Below are 22,104 nucleotides of genomic sequence, written 5' to 3' on the forward strand. Positions count from 1 at the left end.
ACCAAAGAGGAAGGCCGACATGCGCGAGGAGTTATCTCCCCTGGCGGACCCGACGCCGCAGGAGCACTTCGAATTGACCATGGCCCAGCGTGGTGTGTGGTACGGGCAGCAGGTCGAACCTGACAGTCCCAAGTACAACATCGCCGAATGCCTGGAGATACGCGGTGGCCTGGACGAGGCGCTGTTCGCCCTCGCGGTCGACGAAGCCGTGGCACGGTACGACAGCCTCAACGTCGAGTTCGCCGTCGAGGACGGCGTCGTACGCCAGCGCGTCGTCGGCCGCCCCTCCGCGGGGAACCGCCGGCTGCGCCTGGTCGACGTCTCGGGCGCCGAGGACCCGGCCGCCGAGGCCGAGCGCTACATGGCGCGCGACTCGGCCACCGTCGACAGGCTCGACGCCCCGCAGCACCACTTCGCCCTGCTGCGCCTCGGTCCCGAGCTGCACCACTGGTACATCCGCTACCACCACATCGCCATCGACGGCCTCGGCGGCTCGATGCTCGCCCGTACCGTGGCCGATTTCTACGCGCGTGCAGTGCGCGGCGAGGACCTCGGCGCGGTCGACCTGCCCGTCGGGTCCGTGCGCGACCTGGTGGCCGACGAGACGGCCTACCTCGGCTCGGAGCAGTACGAGGCCGACCGCGCCTACTGGACCGCCAGGTTCGCCGACCGGGCCGCGGGGACGGCAACGGACGGGCAGGCGGCGGACACGGCCTTCGTCCGGCGGCGCACCGACGCCCCCGCGCGGACCGCGCCGAGCGAGGCGGGCTTCCGGCTGGACGCCGGGCAGACGCTGCCCGTCGACGTCCACGACGGGCTGAGACGGTTGGCCTCAGCGGCCCGCACCACCTGGAGCGCCGTGCTGGTGGCCGCCCTCGCCGTCTATGTCGGACGGACCACCGGGCGGCAGGACGTCATCGTGGGGATCGCCTCCAACGGCCGCCACGGCGGCAAGCGCCACATCGCCGGCATGACCGCCAACATCCTGCCCGTACGCCTGGACCTCGCCGCGCACACGACGGTCGGCGGCCTCATACGCGCCGCCGCCGACGAGATGCGCGGCGCCCTGCGTCACCGGCGCTTCTCCCGCGAGCAGCTCGCCCGCGAGCTGAACGTCACCGACCCCGCGGCGCAGCTGACCGACGTCATCGTCAACGTGATGGGCTACAACTACGGCCTGGACTTCGGCGGCAGCCCCGCCACCTCCCGCGTGCTGTCCCTCGGCCCGGTCGACAACGTGTCGCTCTTCGTGTGCGAACGGGCCGAGGGCACGGGCCCGTTGATCGGCCTGGACGCCGAGCCCGAGCTGTACCACCCCGAGGACGTGCGGCTGCACCAGCGGGCCGTCCTGTCCTTCCTGGCCGCGGTCGCGGGCGCCGACGCCGGCACGCCGCTGCGCGACCTCCCGCTCCTGGACGACGCCACCGCACAGGTCCTGCTCGCGCGGGGGCGCGGCGCCGACCTCGCGGCGCCGGCCATGGCCGCGAGCGTGCCGGCGGCCTTCGCCGCGCAGGTCCGGCGCACCCCGGACGCCACCGCCGTGGTGGACGACGCCGGGCCGCTGTCGTACCGCGAACTGGCCCGGTCGGCGGACGAGCTGGCCGGAGCCCTGGCCGGCTGGGGGCTGGCCCCCGAGGACGGCGTAGGTGTCGTCGTGGGCCGCTCGGCGGCCCTGGTGTCCGCCACGCTCGGCGTGCTGTCCGCGGGAGCCGCGTACGTGCCGATGGACGCGGGGTGGCCGGATGAGCGGCTCGGCCAGGTGGCGGAGATCGGCCGGGTGCGCGCCCTGGTGGCCGACGAGGACGCCGCCGGTGAGCCCTGGGTGAAGGACTTCGCCGCCGCCCTGCCGGTGATCGTCGTCGACGGCCGGGGCGAGGTCGTGCACGGCGGCCCACCGCGGCCCGGCCGCACACCGGCGGTCCCGCGCGCCGACCGGCTCGCGTACGTGATGTTCACCTCCGGGTCCACCGGGCTGCCCAAGGGGGTCGGGGTCACCCACGCGGACATCCTCGCGCTGGCGGCCGACTCGGCCTGGACCGGCGGGGTGTCGGACGCGGTCCTGCTGCACTCGGCCTACGCCTTCGACGCCGTCACCTTCGAGATGTGGGCGCCGCTGCTGAACGGCGGCCGGGTGGTCGTCGCCCCCGCCCCGGTCCTGGAGGCGCGACACCTGCGGGACCTGGTGGAGCGGCACGCGCTCACCGCGGTGTTCCTGACGACCGCGCTGTTCAACGTCATCGCGGAAGCGGACCCCGCGGCCTTCGCGGGACTGCGCCTGGTCAGCGCCGGCGGCGAGGCCGCCTCCCGGTACCTGATGCAGCGGGTCGCCGCCGAGCTTCCCGGCACCCGGGTCCTGCACGTCTACGGCCCCACGGAGACCACGACCTTCGCCACCCGCCACCCGGTCGGCGCCTCGCCCGCGGGCACCCCGCCCATCGGCGTGCCGCTCGACGGGGTGCGGCTGTACATCCTCGACGGCGACCTGCGCATGGTGCCGCCCGGTGTCACGGGCGAGTTGTACGTCGGTGGCCGCGGCGTCGCCCGCGGCTACCTGGACCGCCCCGCGCTGACCGCCGCCCGCTTCGTCGCCGACCCGTACGAAAGGCGCGGCCGGCGGATGTACCGGACCGGCGACCTCGCGCGCTGGACCGCCGACGGCGACGTCGACTACGTCGGGCGGGCCGACGGGCAGGTCAAGCTGCGCGGTTTCCGCATCGAGCCCTCCGAGATCGAGAACACCCTGCTCGCCGGCCCCGACGTGTCCGCGGCCTGCGTCCTGGTGCGCGAGGACGTCCCCGGCGACCGGCGGCTCGTCGCCTACGTCGTGCCGGCCGGCGGTGCCCGGCCGGACGAGCCCGCACTGGCCCGCCGGGTGGCACGCTCCCTGCCCGCGTACATGGTGCCCTCCGCCTTCGTCTGCCTCGACGCGCTGCCGCTGAACGCCAACGGCAAGGTCGACCGGCGCGCCCTGCCCGCCCCGCAGGTCACCGTCTCCGCGGGGCGTGCCCCGCGCACCTCGCGGGAAGAGGTGCTGGCCGGACTGTTCGCCGACGTCCTCGACGCGCCCGCCGTCGGGATCGACGACGACTTCTTCTCGCTGGGCGGGCACTCCCTGCTCGCCACCCGGCTGCTGGGCCGGATCCGGGCCGCCCTGAGCACCGAGGCCGACCTGCGGACCCTCTTCGACAACCCCACGGTCGCCTCGCTCGCCGCGGCCCTGGGCGACGCGTCGGCGGCCGGGCCCGCGCTCGTCCCGCAGCGGCGGCCCGACCCGCTCCCGCTGTCCTTCGCGCAGCAGCGGCTGTGGTTCCTCAACCGCTCGGAAGGCGCCGGCGACACGTACAACGTCCCGCTGGTCCTGGAGATCGAAGGCCCGCTGGACGCCGCCGTGCTGGGCGACGCGATGGCCGACGTGGTCGCCCGGCACGAGAGCCTGCGCACCGTCTTCGCCGAACACGACGGCGTCCCGAGTCAGGTGATCCTCGACGCGGCCCGCGCCGCCGCGCACTGCCCCCTCGTCGTCGAGGACCCTCCCGCCGGGCAGGACGCCGAGCAGTGGTCGCGGGAGGCGGTGCGCCGGCTGACCGCCGCGCCCTTCGACCTGGCCGGCGATCCCCCCGTGCGCGCCCACCTGCTGCGGCCGGCGCCGGAACGCCACCTCCTGGTGCTCGTCCTGCACCACGTCGTCGCCGACGGCTGGTCCCTGGCCCCGCTGTGCCGGGACCTCGGTGCCGCCTACCGCGCCAGGTCCACCGGCGTCGCGCCCGACTGGCCCGCCCTGCCCGTGCAGTACGCCGACTACGCCCTCTGGCAGCGGGACCTGCTGGGCGGCGACGGCGAGAACGGCCTGGCCTCCCGGCAGCTCGCCTTCTGGCGGGAGGCGCTGCGCGGCGTCCCCGACGTCCTCGACCTGCCGGCCGACCGGCCCCGGCCCGCCGCGCCCAGCTACCGGGGCGACGCCCACCACTTCGAGATCCCCGCCCCCGTGCACGCCGGACTCGTACGGCTCGCCCGGACCGCGGGCTGCACCCCCTTCATGGTGCTCCAGGCCGCGCTGGCCGCGACGCTGCACGCCCACGGCGCCGGTACCGACATCCCCCTGGGCACGGCGCTGGCCGGGCGCACCGACGAGGCCCTGGACGACCTGGTCGGCTTCTTCGTCAACACCGTCGTGCTGCGCGCGGACCTGTCGGGCGACCCGGCCTTCCGCGAACTGCTCGGCCGGGTGGCGGAGTTCGACCTCGCCGCCTTCAGCCACGGCGACGTCCCCTTCGAGCGGCTGGTGGAGGCGCTCAACCCCGAACGGTCCGGCGGCCACCACCCGCTGTTCCAGACCATGCTGGTCCTGCAGAACCAGGGGCAGGCGGTGCTCGACCTGCCCGGCGTCACCGTCCACGACCGGTCCCGGCACACCGGCGTCAGCAAGTTCGACCTGACGTTCTCCCTGACGGAGGTCCACCCGGCGCCCGGGCCGCGGGAGGAGCCCGGCACCGGCCCGGCCGACGGCGCCGGCGGCCTGCGCGGATATCTGGAGTACGCCACCGACCTCTTCGACGCGGCCACCGCGAGCGCCCTGTGCGACCGCTTCGCCCGCGTCCTCACCCAGGCGGTGACCGACCCCGGCCTGCCCGTCAGCCGCCTCGACCCTCTCGCGCCCGGCGAGCGGGACCTCCTGCTCGCGCTGGGCAGGGGCCAGGAGCGGCCGCTGCCGGCGCTCACCGCCCCCGAGGCGGTCCGGGAGCAGGCCGCCCGCACACCCGGCGCCACCGCCGTGCGCGACGCGCACACCAGCCTCAGTTACGCGGACCTGGACGCCCGCGCCGACACCCTCGCCCGGGTCCTGCGCGAGCGCGGGGTGGGCCGGTGCGACCTGGTGGCGCTGGCCGCACCACCGTCGGTGGACACCGTCGTGGCCCAGTTGGCCGTGCTGCGCGCCGGCGCCGCGTACCTACCCGTCGACCCGCAGTATCCGGCCGCCCGTACCCGGCACATGCTGGACGACGCCCGGCCCGTCCTGCTGCTGACCACCGCGGATCTGCGGCCCGGCCTGCCCGCCGGCGACCTGCCCTGGCTGGCGCTCGGCGACCCCGCCGCCCGGCCCGCGGAGCCCGACGCGCCGCTGCCCGCACCGCCCCGCCCGGCGGACCCCGCTTATGTCATCTACACCTCCGGCTCCACCGGCCGGCCCAAGGGCGTGGTCGTGCCGCACGCCGCCCTGGCCAACCACATGGCCTGGATGGCAGGGCACCTGGACATCACCCCGGACGACCGGGTCCTGGCCCGCACCTCCACCAGCTTCGACGCCTCGGTCTGGGAGCTGTGGCTCCCGCTGATGAACGGGGCCGAGGTCTGCGTGATGCCGCACGACGCCAACCAGGACCCGCGGGCCGTCGTGTCGTGGATGAGCCGCTTCGCCGTCACGGTGGCCCAGTTCGTGCCCTCCCACCTGGCCCTGGTCCTCAGCGAGGCGGCGCGGACGGCGGCACTGCCCGCGCTGCGCGCCGTCCTGTGCGGCGGTGAGCCGCTGCCCCGTGCCGTCGCCGACGGCATCCGCACCGTGTGGCAGGCCGAGGCGCACAACCTCTACGGACCCACCGAGACGACGATCGACGCGACCGCCCACCGCGTCGCCGGCCCCCGCGACGAAGGCGGGGCCCACCCGCCCACCGGCCGGGGGCCGTTCGAGGCGGTGCCGATCGGCCGGCCCGTCGACACCATGCGCGCCTACGTCCTCGACGACCGGCTGCGGCCGGTGCCCCCCGGTGTCACCGGCGAGCTGTACGTCGCCGGCCCCAACCTCGCCACCGGTTACCTCCGCCGCCCGGGGCTCACCGCCGCGCGCTTCGTCGCCGACCCCTTCGACGCCGGCGGCTCCCGCATGTACCGGACGGGCGACCGCGTGCGGTGGAACCGGCAGGGGCTGCTCGACTACGTCTCCCGCGCCGACGACCAGGTCAAGCTGCGCGGATTCCGCATCGAGCTGGGCGAGGTCGAAGCGGCCCTGCTGGCCTGCCCGGACGTCACCGCCGCCTGCGCCGTGATCCGCGAGGACCTGGCAGGCCAGCGCCGCCTCGTCGGCTACGCCGTCGTCGACGGCCCGGCACCCCTTCCCGGCGCGCTGCGCGACGCCCTCGCCGGGACGCTGCCGCGCCACGCGGTGCCCGCGGCCGTCGTCGTGCTGGACGCCCTGCCGCTGCTGCCCAACGGCAAGGTGGACCGGCGGGCCCTGCCCGTGCCGGCGCAGGACACCGCTTCGCCCACCGGTCCCGGACGGCGTACTCCGCACGAGGACCTGCTCGCCGGGATGTTCGCCGACATCCTGCAACGCCCCTCGGTGGGCCCGCGCGACGACTTCTTCGACCTCGGCGGGCACTCGCTGCTCGCCATGCGCCTGGTCAGCCGGGTGCGGAGCGTACTGGGCGCCGACATCGCCGTACGCACCCTCTTCGAGCACCCGACGGTCGAGCGCCTGGCACGCGTCCTCGGCACGCCGGGGCGGACCCGTCCCGCGGTGACGGCCGCCGCACACCGGCCCGACCCGATGCCGCTGTCCTTCGCCCAGCAGCGCCTGTGGTTCATCGACCAGCTCGAAGGGCCGGGCGCCGGCTACAACATTCCGCTCGTCCTCGAACTCCACGGCGCCCTGGACACCGCCGCCCTGCGCGCTGCCCTGGGCCACGTCGTGGAACGGCACGAGACGCTGCGCACCGTCTTCCCCGAGCGGGACGGCGTGCCCTGCCAGCACGTCCTGCCCGCGACCGAGGCGACGCCCCGGCTGCCGGTCGAGAGCGTCGCACCGGCCGCTGTGGAGCCCGCCGTCCTGGACACCGTCCGCGAGCCCTTCGACGTCGTCACCGACCCGCCGCTGCGCGCCCGCCTGCTGCGCCCCGCCCCCGACCACCACCTCCTGGTGCTCGTCCTGCACCACATCGCGGCCGACGGCTGGTCGCTCGCCCCGCTGGTCCGCCAACTCGGCGACGCCTACCGCGACTTCTCCGCCGGCCGCGAGCCGCGGCCGCCGGCCGGCAGCGCGCTCCAGTACGCCGACTACACCCTCTGGCAGCGCACCCTCCTGGAGGACGGCGGCGAGCACAGCGTGCTGCGCGAGCAGCTCGACCACTGGCGCAGCGCCCTGGAGGGCCTGCCGGGAGTGATCGACCTCCCGCTGGACCGGCCGCGGCCGGCCGTCGCCGACCCGAGGGGCGCCGTCCACGCCTTCGACGTCCCGGCGGCCCTGCACACACGGCTGCTGCGGCTGGCCAGGGAGTCCGGGACCAGCCTCTTCATGGTGCTCCAGGCCGCGGTGGCCACCCTGCTGCACCGGCACGGAGCGGGCGAGGACATCGCGCTCGGCACGCCGGTCGCCGGCCGCACCGACGAGGCGCTGGAGGACCTGGTCGGCTTCTTCGTCAACACCCTCGTCCTGCGCACGGACCTGTCCGGCAACCCGACCTTCCACGAACTGCTGTCACGGGTACGGGAGTTCGACCTGGCGGCCTACGCGCACCAGGACGTGCCCTTCGAGCGCCTGGTGGAGAGCGTCAACCCCGTCAGGTCGCGCAACCACCACCCCCTGTTCCAGACCATGCTCGTCCTGCAGAACCAGGAGACCGCCCGCCCCGACATGCCGGGCCTCACCGTCGAGGACCGGCTCGTGCACAACGGCCTGAGCAAGTTCGACCTCACCTTCGCCTTCACCGGGCAGGACGGTGAGGGCGGCCTGAGCGCCGGGATCGAGTACGCCACCGCCCTGTTCGACCACGCCACCGTCGAGACCCTCGCGGACCGCCTGGTCAGCCTCCTTGACCAGGTGACCGCCGACCACGGCCTGCCGCTGGCCGCGTACGACCTGATGGCGCCGGACGAGCGCGACCGCGTCCTGCGGTGGGGCGACGGCCGCGCCCTTCCCGCCGGCACCGGTCGGCCGGTCCTGCCCGCGCTCTTCGCCGACCGGGCCCGCCGCACCCCCGACGCCGTGGCCGTGGCGGGCACCGGCGGTGAGGCCCTCACCTACGCCCGGCTCGACCGGATCTCCGCCGACCTCGCCGGCGCCCTGGCCGGACTCGGCGCCGGCCAGGAGAGCACGATCGGGGTGCTGCTCGAACGCAGCCCGGCGGTGGTGTCCGCGTCCCTCGGCGCGGTCCGCGCCGGCGGCGCCTACGTGCCGCTCGACGCGCGCTGGCCCGACGAACGGCTCGACCAGGTCGCCGAGGTGGCCGATCTGCGGATGCTCGTCGTCGGCGAGGCCGCCGCCGCCTCCCCCTGGGTGACCGCGGCGGCCCGCCGGATGCCGGTCGTGGTCGTGGACCGGCTCGGGCGGATCCTGCGGGGCGGTCCTGACCGTCCGGCGATGCCGGCGGCCGTGCCGGACCCGGCGGCGCTGGCCTACGTGATGTTCACCTCCGGCTCCACCGGCCTGCCCAAGGGCGTCGGCGTCAGCCACGCCGACGTGGCCGCGCTGGCCGCCGACTCCGCCTGGCACGACGGCGCCGCGGCGGCGATCCTGATGCACTCCGCGTACGTCTTCGACGCGTCCACCTTCGAGATCTGGACACCGCTGCTCAACGGCGGCCGGGTGGTCGTCGCGCCCGAGGGCGCGCTGGAGCCGGGCGTGCTCGGCGACCTCGTCCACGAGCAGGGCGTCACCGCCATGTTCCTGACCACGGCGCTGTTCAACGTCCTCGCCGAGACCGATCCGGGCGTCTTCTCCGGACTGCGGCTCGTCTGCGCCGGAGGGGAACTGGCCTCCCCCGACGCCATGCAGCGGGTGGCGGGCGCCGTACCCGGCCTGCGGGTCCTGCACGTCTACGGCCCCACCGAGACCACCACCTTCGCCACCCGGCACCCGGTGGCGGCCGATCTGCCGGCCGGTCCGCCCCCGATCGGCCGCCCGCTGGACGGCATGCGGCTGTACGTGCTGGACGGGCACCTCACCCCGGTCCCGCCGGGCGTCGTGGGCGAGCTGTACCTGGCCGGACGCGGGGTGGCGCGCGGATACGTCGGGCGGCCGGGTCCGACCGCCGTACGCTTCGTGGCCGACCCGTTCGGACCGGCCGGCTCGCGCATGTACCGCACCGGTGACCTCGTCCGCTGGTCGGCGGACGGGCAGGTCGACTACGTGGGCCGCGCCGACGACCAGGTCAAGCTGCGCGGCTACCGCATCGAACTGGGCGAGATCGAAGGCGTACTGGCCGCGAGCGAGGGCGTCGCCGACGCCTTCGCCGTCGTGCGCGAGGACCTTCCCGGCGATCGGCGGCTGGTCGCCTACGTGGTCCCCGCGGCCGGCGCGCGCCCCGACCCCGCCGACCTGGCCCGCGTCGTCGGCCGGTCACTGCCCGCGTACATGACGCCGTCCGCCTTCGTGCTGCTCGACGCGCTGCCGCTGAACGCCAACGGCAAGGTCGACCGCCGCGCCCTGCCCGCCCCCGACACCCACGCGCAGGCGCCCGGCCGCGCGGCGCGCACCGCCCGCGAGGAGGTCGTGTGCGGCCTGTTCGCCGACCTGCTCGGCGTGCCCGCGGTGGGACCCGACGACGACTTCTTCGCCCGGGGCGGCCACTCCCTGCTCGCCACCCGCCTCGCCGCCCGCCTGCGCACCGTCTTCGGCGTGGAGGTCCCGGTCAAGGCGGTGTTCGAGCAGCCCACCGCGGCCCTGCTGGCCGCGTCGCTGGACGACGCGGAGCAGGCCAGGACCCCGCTGGAGCGCGTCCCGCGCCGCGCGGAGCCGCTGCCGCTGTCCTTCGCCCAGCAGCGCCTGTGGTTCCTCAACCGGCTCGAAGGCCCCAGCGCCACCTACAACGTGCCACTCGTGCTCCGCCTGGACGGCCCGCTGGACGCGGAGGCGCTGGAGAGCGCCCTCGGGGACGTCGTCGAGCGGCACGAGAGCCTGCGCACCGTCTTTCCCGACACCGGGGGAGTGGCGCGCCAGGTCGTGGTGGACGCCGACGAGGTCGCTCTCGACCTCGCACCGCTGGACACCGACGCCGGCCGCCTCGACACGGCCGTGGCCGCCGAGGTGGCGCACGCCTTCGACGTGAGCACCGAAGTCCCGCTGCGGGCCCGGTTGCTGCGCCTGGGGGCCGAGGCCCACGTCCTGGTGCTGGTCGTCCACCACATCGCGGGCGACGGCTGGTCCCTGGCGCCGCTGGTCCGCGACCTGGGGACGGCCTACCGGGCCCGCGCCGCGGGCGAGGAGCCCGGCTGGACGGAACTGCCCGTCCAGTACGCCGACTACACCCTCTGGCAGCGCGAACTGCTCGGTGCCGAGGCGGATCCGGGCAGCCTGGCCGCGCGGCAGCTGGACTTCTGGCGCACCGCGCTGGCCGGCGCCCCCGACGTGCTCGACCTGCCGTACGACCGGCCGCGCCCGGCCGTCACCGCCTACCGGGGCGACGCCTTCGGCTTCACCGTGGACGCCGGCACCCACCGGGCGCTGGCGGGCCTGGCGCAGGCCCGCGGGTGCAGCCTGTTCATGGTGCTCCAGGCCGCCCTGTCGGTGCTGCTGTCCCGGCACGGCGCCGGGGAGGACATCCCGCTCGGCACCCCGGTGGCCGGGCGTACGGACGAGGCCCTCGACGACCTGGTGGGCTTCTTCGTCAACACCCTCGTGCTGCGCACCGACCTGACCGGGGACCCCACCTTCGATGAGGTGCTCGACCGGGTCAGGGCCTTCGACCTGGCCGCCTACGCCCACCAGGACGTGCCGTTCGAGCGGGTGGTGGACCGCCTCGACCCGGATCGCGCGCAGAACCACCATCCGCTGTTCCAGACCATGCTGGCGCTGCAGAACCAGGCGGAGGCCGTCGTGGACCTGCCGGGGGTGACCGCGACCCCGCAGGCGGTGCACACCGGCATCAGCAAGTTCGACCTCACCTTCACCTTCTCCGAGACCCGCGACGCCGCAGGCCGGCCCGCCGGGCTGGACGGCGTGCTGGAATTCTCCACGGAGCTGTTCGACCACTCCACCGCGCACGACCTGGCGGCCCGGCTGACCCGCCTGCTCGGCTCGCTCGCCACCGACCCCGGCCGGCGCGTGCACTCCGCCGCCGTCCTGGACCCCGCCGAGCAGGAGCACCTGTCCCGCACCGGCCACGGCGCCGACCGGACGGTGGCGCCGCGAACGGCGCCGGAGGCCTTCCGCGCCCAGTGCGCGCGCACCCCCGGCGCGGTGGCCGTACGGGACGGTGCCCGCACCCTCACCTTCGCCGGACTCGACGCCCTCTCCGACGATCTGGCGCACCATCTGCACGCGCGCGGCATCGGCCGCGGCGACCTCGTCGCCCTGGCCGCGCCAGGCACCGCCGACCAGGTCGTCGCCATGCTGGCGGTCGCCAAGGCCGGCGCCGCCGTCCTGCCGGTCGACCCCGACTACCCCGCGGCCCGGGTGGCCCACATCCTGGACGACGCCCGTCCGGCGCTCGTGATCACCCGCGGCCCCGCGCCGGCTCTGCCGGCCGGCCGGGACGTACCCACTGTGGACGTCGGCGACCGGGCCGCCTGGTCCACCGGCGCCGCGGCGCCCGCCGTCGCGCCGGACCCGCGGGACCTGGCGTACGTCATCCACACCTCCGGCTCCACCGGGCAGCCGAAGGGGGTCGCCGTCACCCATGCCTCGCTGACCAACCACATGGCCTGGATGGCCGACCACCTCCGCCTCACCGGCGACGACCGGGTGCTGGCCCGCACCTCGCCGAGTTTCGACGCGTCGGTGTGGGAGACCTGGCTGCCGCTGCTGCACGGCGGCTCGACTTGCCCGGTCCCGCCCGCGCTCAACCACGACCCGCGCGCCCTGACGGCCCTGATGCGCGAACTGGGCGTGACCATCGCCCAGTTCGTCCCCTCGCACCTGTCCGTCATCCTCGCCGAGACCGGTCCCGACGCGGCGCCCGACTGCCTGCGGGCCGTCGCGTGCGGCGGCGAACCGCTGCCCGTCTCCTTGGCCGAGCAGGTCGCCGGCGCGTGGCGCGCGGAGGTGCACAACCTGTACGGCCCGACCGAGGCGACGATCGACGCGACCGCGTACCGATACCCCGGCAGGGCGGCCGAGGGCGGCGAGCCGTACGTGCCGCTCGGGCGTCCCGTCGACAACACCCGCGCCTACGTGCTCGACAGCCGCCTGCTGCCGGTGCCGCCGGGGGTGACCGGCGAGCTGTACCTCGCGGGTGACGGCCTGGCCCGCGGCTACCTCGGGCGCGCCGGCCTGACCGCCGCGCGGTTCGTCGCCGACCCCTTCGGGCCGCGCGGCTCCCGCATGTACCGCACCGGCGACCTCGTCCGGCGGGACGCCGACGGCCTGCTCGGCTACGTCTCCCGCGCCGACGACCAGGTCAAGCTGAACGGGCTGCGCATCGAGCCCGGCGAGATCGAGGCCGCCCTGACCGCGCTGGACACCGTCGCCGCCGCCTGCGTCGTGGTCCGCGAGGACCGGCCGGGCGAACGGCGCCTGGTCGCCTACACCGTCGCCGGTGCGGCGGGCGACGGCCCCGCGCCGACCGGCGATGAGATACGCGCCCGGCTGGCGTCGACGCTGCCGGCCTACATGGTGCCGGCCGTCTTCGTGGCCCTCGACGCCCTGCCGCTGCTGCCCAACGGCAAGACCGACCGGAAGTCCCTGCCCGCCCCGGTGCGGGCCGCCGCCCGGCCCGGCGGGGAGCCGCGCACCGCACGGGAGAGCCTGCTGTGCGAGGTCTTCGCCGCTGTCCTGGGGGTGGACGCCGTCCGCGCCGACGACGACTTCTTCGCCCTCGGCGGCGACAGCATCCTGTCCATCCAGCTCGTCAGCCGCGCCCGTGAGGCCGGCCTCGGCGTCACTCCGCGCGACATCTTCGTCCACCGCACCCCCGAGGCCGTCGCGGCCGCCGCCACCGCCGCCGAACCGGACACCGTCGCGCGGTCCGTGCCCGGGACGGGGACGATGCCGCCGACCCCCATCGCCGCCTGGTTCCTGGAGCGGCCGGGCGCCACCGACGGCTACAACCAGTCCGGGGTGCTGCGCACGCCGGCCGGCGCCGGCGAGGACACCCTCGTCGCGTGCCTCCAGCGACTGGTCGACCACCACGACACGCTCCGCTTGCGGGTCGTACGCGGCGAGGACGGCGACGACGGCGAGGCGGTCCTGGAGGTCCTGCCGTCCGGCGCCGTGGACGTCCGGCGGCACTTCACCCGCGTCGACGCCGCGGGGCTGGACTCCGCCGGGATGAGCGCGGCGGTCACCGAGGCCGGTGAGAGGGCGCGCGCCAGGCTGCGGCCCGCCCGGGGAGAGGTGGTCAAGGCCGTCTGGTGCGACGCGGGACCCCGCGCGCAAGGCCGGCTCCTGCTGGTGGTGCACCACCTGGCCGTCGACGCGGTCTCCTGGCGCGTCATCGCCGCGGACCTCGCCGCCGCCTGGCGGTCCGCCGAGCCCGCCCCGGTCGCCCAGCCCGGCCCGGTCGCCGAGCCCGCGCCGGCGGCGCTGCCCGCCGTCGGCACGACCTACCGGCACTGGGCGCAACTGCTGGCCTCCCAGGCCCGCAGCGAGGACCGCGAGGCCGAACTCCCGCTGTGGGAGGGCATGCTGGACGCGGCGGTGCCACGACTGGGCCACCGGCCGCTGGACCCCGGCCTTGACACCGCGCAGCGGACCGTCACCCTCACCACCCGGCTGCCCGCCACCTGGACAGAACCGCTGCTCACCTCCGTGCCCGCGGCCTTCCACGCCGGAGTGGACGACGTCCTGCTCACGGCGCTGTCCCTGGCCGTCAGCGCCTGGCGCGCCGAGCGGGCCGGGAGCGGTACCCACGGACAGGGTGCCCCGGGCGTGCTGCTCCACCTGGAGAGCCACGGCCGCGAGCAGATCGCCGACGGCCTCGACCTGTCCCGTACGGTCGGCTGGTTCACCAGCCTCTACCCGGTCCGGCTCGACCCCGGCCCCGTCGACCCGCGCGGTCCGCGGCCCTTCGCGCGCCCGCTGGCCGACGGCGCGCTCAAGCGCGTCAAGGAGCAGCTGCGGGCCGTCCCCGACCACGGCGTCGGCTACGGGATGCTGCGCCACCTCAACCCGGCCGCCCGCGCCCGCCTCGCCGGCCTGCCCGAACCCGAGATCGGCTTCAACTACCTGGGCAGATACACCACTTCGCACGGGAGGGCGGACCGCGCCGCCGCCGACTGGGAGGTGGTGCTCGACGGCGGCGGGCCGCGCAGCCAGGACCCGGACATGCCCGTGCACCACGTCCTCGACATCAACGCGCACACCGAGGACCTGCCGGACGGGCCGTGCCTGGTGACCCGCTGGACCTGGCCGGGCGACCTGCTCGCCGAGGAGGACGTGGAGTCCCTGTCCGCACTGTTCACCCGCGCGCTGCGCGCGGTCGCCGAGCACGCCGAGAGTCCGGACGCGGGCGGCTGGACACCGTCCGACCTTCCGCTGGTCTCGCTCAACCAGGCCCAGATCGACCGACTGCAGAACAAGTGGGGTGGACGCAAGTGACCGGGTTCCAGCTGGAGGACATCCTTCCGCTCACGCCGACGCAGGCGGGAATGCTCTTCCACGCCCTCTACGACACGCGGTCGGTGGATGTCTACACCGCGCAGTTCGTCTTCGGCCTCGAAGGAAGAGCCGACGTCCCCGCCCTGGGCGCCGCCATCGCCACGCTGCTGCGCAGACATGCCAACCTGCGTGCGGGCTTCCTGCACGAGGACCTCGACGAGCCCGTGCAGGCGGTGGCGGCCGAGGTGCGGGTGCCGCTGGAGGAACTGGACCTGACGGGGAGCAGCGGCGCGGACACCGTGGAGGAACGCCTCGCGGCCTTCCTCGCCGCCGACCGCACCCGCAGGTTCGACCTGACCACCCCGCCGCTGATGCGGTTCACCCTCGTACGCACCGCTCACCGGCGCAGCCGGCTCGTCATGACGAGCCACCACATCCTGCTCGACGGCTGGTCCATGCCGCTGCTGGTGCGCGAGCTGTTCGAGCTGTACGCCCGCGGGGGCGACGACAGCGCCCTGCCGCGCGTCACTCCCTTCCGCCACTACCTCGCCTGGCTGGCCGCGCAGGACCGCGCCGCCGCCCTCGACACCTGGCGCACCGCGCTGGCCGGCGTCGAGACCCCGACCCTGCTCGCCGGGCGCGGCAGCGCCGCGGCGGCCACGGGCGAACTGCCCGAGACCGTCGTCCTCGATCTCGACACGGCCACCACACGCCGGCTCCGGGAGACCGCCCGCGCCCACCGGCTCACCTTCAACACCCTCGTCCAGGGCGCCTGGGGGCTGCTGCTCACGCACCTCACCGGTCGCGGCGACGTCCTGTTCGGCACCACCGTCTCCGGCCGCCCGCCGGAGATCCCCGGCATCGAGTCGATGGTCGGCCTGTTCATCAACACCGTCCCGGTACGGGTGCGCCCGCTGCCCGGCGAGACCCTCGCGGCGCTGCTGACCCGCCTGCAGGAGGAGCAGAGCCGCCTGCTGGGCAGCCAGCACATGGGGCTGACCGACATACGCGGGACCACCGGACTGGACGAACTCTTCGACACCCTCCTGGTGTTCGAGAACTACCCGATGGACGCCGAGGCCCTGCGCGCCGCGCAGCAGGACCTGCCCGACCTCACCGTGACCGGTGTGGAGGGTACGGACGCGGCGCACTACCCGCTCACCTTGACCGTCGCCCCCGGCGACCGCCTGCGGATCACCTTCGGCCACCGGCCCTCGGCTCTCGGCGGTGAGGAGGTGGCCCGCACGGCCGCCCGGATGCGGCGGCTGCTGACGGCGCTCGCGGACGGGCTCGGCGCCCGCGTGGACGCCCTGCCGGTCCTGCTCGACGGCGAGCGCGACGCACTGCTGGCTCGGGGACGCGGCGCCGCGCTGCCGCCCGGCGCCACGCACATGCCGGTGGGCGACGTCGTCGTCCGGTACGCGGAGCGCCATCCCGGCGCCGTCGCCGTCTGCGGCGCCGGCGAGCGCCTGACGTACGGCGAACTGCACCGGCTCGCCGACGCCTTGGCGGGTGCGCTGCGCGGGCTCGGCAGCGGCGCCGAGGACGGCGTCGGCATCCTCCTGGGGCGCTCGGCCGCGGTGGTCACCGCCTCGCTGGCGGCGCTGCGCGCGGGCGCCGCCTACGTCCCCCTCGACCCGAAGTGGCCCGCCGAACGGCTCGACCGGGTCGCGGAGGTGGCCGGCCTGCGCTTCCTGGTCGTCGACGAGGCCCACGCCCGGCATCCCTGGGTACGGGGCCTCGGTGCCGACGTCGCCGTGGTGACCGTCGACGGCAAGGGCCGCGCCCGCGCCGGAGCCCCGGCCGTCCCCGGCGCCCTCCCGGCCGCCGCCTTCGGCGGCTCGGGGCTCGCCTACGTGATGTTCACCTCGGGCTCCACCGGCCTGCCCAAGGGCGTCGGCGTCAGCCACGCGGACATCACGGCGCTCGCGGCCGACCGCGCCTGGGGCGGCGGGGCGGCCGACGCCGTCCTGATGCACTCCGCGTACGCCTTCGACGCCTCGACGTTCGAGATCTGGACCCCGCTGCTCAACGGCGGCCGGGTCGTCGTCGCGCCCGAGGGCGTGCTGCAGCCCGCCGCGCTGCGGGACCTGGTGGCCCGCCACGGTGTGACGGCGGCGTTCGTGACGACGGCGCTCCTCAACGTCATCGCCGAGACCGACCCCGGCGCCCTCGGCCTGCTGCGCCTGGTGGCGAGCGGCGGCGAGGCGGCCGCGCCAGGCGTCCTGCAGCGCCTGGCGGCCGACCACCCCGGCACCACCGTCCTCAACGCCTACGGACCCACCGAGACCACCACCTTCGCGACCCTTCAGCACGTCGGCCCGGTCCACGGCGAGGGCGTACCCCCCATCGGGCGCCCGCTCGACGGCGTCCTGGCCTACGTGCTCGACGCGTCGCTGCGCCCGGTGCCGTCCGGCGCCGAGGGCGAGCTGTACGTCGGGGGCGCCGGCGTCGCGCGCGGCTACCTGGGGCGTCCCGCCCTGACCGCGACGCGCTTCGTCGCCGACCCCTTCGCCGGCGCGGGGCGCCGGATGTACCGCACCGGCGATCTCGTACGGTGGAGCGCCGACGGCGCCCTGGAGTACGTCGCCCGCGCCGACCAGCAGATCAAGCTGCGCGGCCACCGCATCGAGCCCGGCGAGATCGAGGCCGTGCTGCGCGCCCATCCGGCGGTGCGCTCCGCCTGCCTCCTGGTCCGCGAGGACCTGCCCGGCGACCGCACGCTCACCGCCTACGTCGTCCCGGCCCCCGGCGCCACCCCCGACCCGGACCAGCTCGTCGCGCACGTCGCGCGGCAGCTGCCCGCCCCGATGGTGCCCGCCGCCGTCCTCCTGCTGGACGCGCTGCCGCTGACCGCCAACGGCAAGGTCGACCGCGCGGCGCTGCCCGCGCCGGTACGGCCGGCCGACGCTGCGGGCCGGGCGCCCCAGGGGGCGTACGAGGAGATCCTCGGCGGCCTGTTCGCCGACGTGCTCGGCGTGCCCAGGGTCGGGGCCGACGACGACTTCTTCGCCCTGGGCGGCCACTCCCTGCTCGCCACCCGCCTCGCCGGCCGTATCCGCGCGGCGATGGGCACCGAGACCGAGATCCGCACCGTCTTCGAGAACCCCACCGTCGCCGCGCTGGCCGCCGCCCTGCGGGACGCCGGCCGCCCGGCCCGCCCCGCCCTGGTCCCGCAGGAACGCCCCGCCGTCCTGCCGCTGTCCTACGCCCAGCAGCGCCTGTGGTTCCTGCACCGCCTCGAAGGACCGTCCGCGACCTACAACATCCCCTTCGCCGTACGCCTCGACGGGCCGCTCGACACCGGCGCCCTGCGCCAGGCCCTGCACGACGTGGTGGTCCGGCACGCGGCGCTGCGCACCGTCTTCCCCGAGCACGACGGCGGGCCGTGCCAGCACATCACCGCCCCGGACGACGTCCGCGTCCCCTTCGTCCCCGAGTCCGTCGACGCGGACAAACTCCACGACCGCATCGCGGTCGCCGTCTGCGAGCCGCTCGACATCGAGCGCCGCCTCCCGCTGCGGGCGACCCTGCTGCGCCTCGCCGACGACGCCCACGTCCTGGTCCTGGTGATCCACCACATCGCCGCCGACGGCTCGTCGCTGGCGCCGCTCGCGGGCGACCTCGGCGCCGCCTACCGCGCCCGCAGCCGCGGTCAGGCGCCCGCGTGGGCGCAGCCGCCCGTCGACTACGCCGACTACACCCTCTGGCAGCGGCGGCTGCTCGGCGACGAGCACGACCCGGACAGCCTGGTGGCACGTCAGCTCGGCTACTGGCGGGTGGCGCTCGACGGGCTGCCCGAGGTGATCGACCTGCCCGTCGACCGGCCGCGCCCCGCGGTGCCGCGGCACGCCGGTGCCACCCTCGACTTCGCCGTGGCGCCCGGGACCGCCCGGCGGATCGGCGACCTCGCGCGGAGCAGCGGGTGCAGCGTCTTCATGGTGCTCCAGGCCGCACTCGCGCTCGTGCTGTCCCGGCACGGCGCGGGCGAGGACATCCCGCTGGGCACGGCGGTCGCCGGCCGCACCGACGAGGCCGCCGCCGGCCTGGTCGGCTTCTTCGTCAACACCCTGGTGCTGCGCACCGACCTGACCGGCGACCCCACCTTCCTGGAACTCCTCGACCGGGTGAGGGACGCCGACCTGTCGGCGTACGCGCACCAGGACGTCCCCTTCGAGCGCCTGGTGGAACTCCTCAACCCGGCACGCTCGCAGAGCCACCACCCGCTCTTCCAGACCATGCTCGTCCTGCAGAACCACTCGCCCGCCGCCCCCCTCGACCTGCCCGGCATCACCGCCGCCGGGCTGCCCGCCCAGCCGGCGGTGAGCAAGTTCGACCTGTCGTTCGCCTTCACCGAGACCCGTGACGAAAGCGGCGAGGGTCTGCGGGCCACCGTCGACTACGCCACGGACCTCTTCGACGAGAGCACCGTCCGCGCCCTCGCGGAGCGGCTCGTCCGGCTGCTCACCGACGTCACCGCCGACCCCGGCCGCCGGCTGCGCGCCTACGACGTCCTCACCCCCGCGGAGCGCGAACGCCTCACCGCCCAGGGGACCGGGCCGGACGAGGAACTGCCCGCGGCCACCGTGCCCGAGCTGTTCGCCCGATGGGTCGCGCGCACCCCGGACGCCCCGGCGGTGCGCGACGCCACCACCACGGTGACCTACCGGGAACTCGACGCGCGCGCCGACGCCCTCGCCCGGCGGCTGGCGGAGCACGGGGTGCGGCCCGAGGAGCGGGTGGCCGTCGCCCTGCCCCGCGACCACCGGCTCGCCGTGGCCCTCCTCGCCGTCCTCAACGCCGGCGCGGCCTATGTGCCGCTCGACCCGGACTACCCCGCCCAGCGCCTGTCCTACATGCTCGACGACGCCAGGCCGCGGCTGCTCCTGACCACCCCCGCCGTCCGCGACCGCCTGCCGGCAAGCAACGTCCCCTGCCTGGACATCGGCGACGCGGGGCCGCGGCCCCCGGCGCCCGCTCTCGCCGGGGGCCCCACGGCCCCGCTCGCGGCGCACCCGGCGTACGTCATCTACACGTCGGGCTCCACCGGCCGGCCCAAGGGCGTCACCGTCACGCACCGGGGCGTCGGCGCGATGGCCGCGACGCAGCGCGAGCGGCTGCGCGTCGTGCCCGGCAGCCGGGTCCTGCAGATGGCCTCGGTCAGCTTCGACGCGGCTTTCTGGGACCTGTGCATGGGGCTGCTCTGCGGCGCCTGCCTGGAGATCGACGAGCGCGACGCGCTGCTGCCCGGCCCCGCCCTGGCCGCGCAGGTCCGCGACCGGGGCATCACCCACCTCACGCTGCCGCCCGCCGCGCTCGCCGTGATGCCGCCCGGGTCGCTGCCCGCCGGCATCACCGTCGTCCTCGCGGGCGAGGCCTGCACGCCTGCCCTGGTCCGCGCCTGGGCGCGGGACCGTTTCGTCGTCAACGCCTACGGGCCGACCGAGACCACCGTCTGCGCCACCATGAGCGCCGCCCAGCACGCGGAGGGACCGTATGCCCCGGATCGCACCGTGCCCATCGGCCTGCCCGTCGACGGCACGCGGGTGCACGTCCTCGACGACCGGCTGGCCCCCGTGCCGCCCGGTGTCGTCGGCGAGTTGTACGTCGCAGGCGCCGGGGTGGCACGCGGCTACCTCGGCCGGGCCGGGCTGACCGCGTCCCGTTTCGTGGCCGACCCCTTCGACCCCGCGGGCGGCCGGATGTACCGCACCGGTGACCTGGTGCGCTGGACGGGCGACGCGGGCCTGGCCTACGTCGGCCGCGAGGACGACCAGGTCAAGCTCCGGGGCTTCCGGATCGAACTGGGCGAGATCCAGGCCGCGCTCACCGCCCTGCCCGGCATCGCCGCGGCCTGCGCCGTCGTGCGCGAGGACCTGCCCGGCGACCGGCGCCTGGTCGCGTACACCGTGCCCGACGCCGGGGCGGCGGGACCGGACGAGGCCGCGATACGCGCCCGCCTCGCCGCCACCCTGCCCGGCCACATGGTGCCCTCCGCGTATCTGAGCCTGGACGCGCTGCCGCTCACTCCCAACGGCAAGACGGACCTGCGCGCGCTGCCCGCCCCCGGGCGGACCGCTCCCGCTGGGGGCCGGGCACCGCGCACGGACCGCGAACGCGCCCTGTCCGCGGCCTTCGCCGAGACGCTCGGCGTGACCGAGGTCGGTGTCACCGACGACTTCTTCGCCCTCGGCGGCCACTCCCTGCTGGCCGTGACCCTGGCCCAGCGCATCGAGGAGAGGTGCGGCAGGCGGCTGTCCCTGCGGGCGCTGTTCTCGGCGCCCACGGTCGAGGGCGTCGACCGCCTCCTGGGCGACGGGGAATCGGGCGCGGAATCGGACGGGCAAGGGGCCGGCCGCAAGGGGTCCGGCGGGGACGAGGCCGCCGTGCCGGACCTCGCCGCCGAGGTCCGGCTGGCGGAGGACGTCACCGGCGCCGGCCGGCCCGCTCCCGCCCGGAGCACCTCCACCCGGCCGCTGCTGAGCGGGGCCTCCGGATTCCTCGGCGCCTTCCTGCTGCGGGACCTCATCGAGACCACCGGCGGCCCGGTGGACTGCCTGGTGCGTGCGGACAGCGAGCGGCACGCGGCCGACAGGCTGCGGGCCAACCTGGAGCGCTACGGCCTGTGGCGCCCGTCGTACGCGCGACTGGTCCGCCCCGTCCCCGGCGATCTCGCCGCCCCGGGGCTCGGCCTGTCCCGCGAGGACCGGGCGGCCCTGGCCCGCCGCCTCGGTCCGGTGCTGCACAACGGTGCCCGGGTCAACTTCGCCGCCGGCTACCGCGATCTGCGCGGGCCCAACGTCGCCGGGACGGAGGAACTGCTGCGCCTGCTCGCCGACTCGGCGTCGCCGGGGCTGCACTACGTCTCGACCACGAGCGTCTTCGCCCCGACCGCGGGCCCTGGCTCCGCCGTCATCACGGAATCCACCGCGAGCGGCCCCGCGCCGGGGCTTCCCGGCGGCTACGCGCAGAGCAAGTGGGTCGCCGAGGGGCTGGTGGACCTGGCCCGTGAACGCGGCCTTCCGGTCGCCGTCCACCGGCCGGGCCGCATCAGCGGCGACACGGCCACGGGCGCCTGCCAGGACCGCGACCTGCTCTGGCAGCTCATCAAGGGCTGCCTCCAGGCGGGAGCGGTGCCCGACCTGCCGTTCGGGTCGACCGACTGGGTGCCCGTCGACTACGTCAGCGCGGCGATCGTGGCGCTGGTCACCTCCGGCGGGGCTGCCGCGGGGACCGCGGCAGGGATCTACCACCTGACGAACGCCGAAGCGCCGGGTCTCGACCGGGTCTTCGCCGCCGCCGCCCGCCTTGGCCACGACCTGCGGACCGTCCCGGCCGCCGAGTGGCAGAGCCTGGTCGCGGCCCAGCACGACAACGCCGCGCAGCTCTTCCTCGGCGACGAGGCCGGGACCGGGCACGAGGGCGGCGACCACCGCCGCTTCGACTCCGGCCGGACCGCACGGGCCCTGGCGGACCTGGGCGTCCACCTGCCGCCACTGACCGACGACGTCCTGACCCGCTATCTGGAGTACGGCCACGCCACCGGCTTCCTCCCGGCCCCTCCAGGGGCGGCCGTGCCGTCGTAATAGCCGGGAGCCGTGTCGTCGCGGTGGCCGCCTTTCCCGCTGCCCCCTACGTGA

Annotated in this window: 2 protein-coding genes; both read left to right on the forward strand. The window is 75.9% G+C overall.

The window, feature by feature from the left end; translation table 11 throughout:
* Window positions 1-19 precede the first annotated feature (19 nt).
* A complete protein-coding gene (locus BUE44_RS22295; RefSeq protein ID WP_073500750.1) occupies window positions 20-14,464 on the forward strand; it encodes a non-ribosomal peptide synthetase in 14,445 nt (4,814 codons plus the stop codon).
* The gene (locus BUE44_RS22300) at window positions 14,461-22,050 is read left to right on the forward strand and encodes a non-ribosomal peptide synthetase (protein ID WP_073500751.1); all 7,590 of its coding nucleotides are present in this window, start codon (window positions 14,461-14,463) and stop codon (window positions 22,048-22,050) included. The genes BUE44_RS22295 and BUE44_RS22300 overlap by 4 nt, the downstream gene beginning before the upstream one ends.
* Window positions 22,051-22,104: the final 54 nt, after the last annotated feature.

Source organism: Actinacidiphila paucisporea (assembly GCF_900142575.1).
Taxonomy (GTDB): Bacteria; Actinomycetota; Actinomycetes; order Streptomycetales; family Streptomycetaceae; genus Actinacidiphila; species Actinacidiphila paucisporea.

Coding starts and splice junctions, on each gene's coding strand:
- BUE44_RS22295 (WP_073500750.1), top strand. CDS start 20: ATGCGCGAGGAGTTATCTCCCCTGGCGGACCCGACGCCGCAGGAGCAC.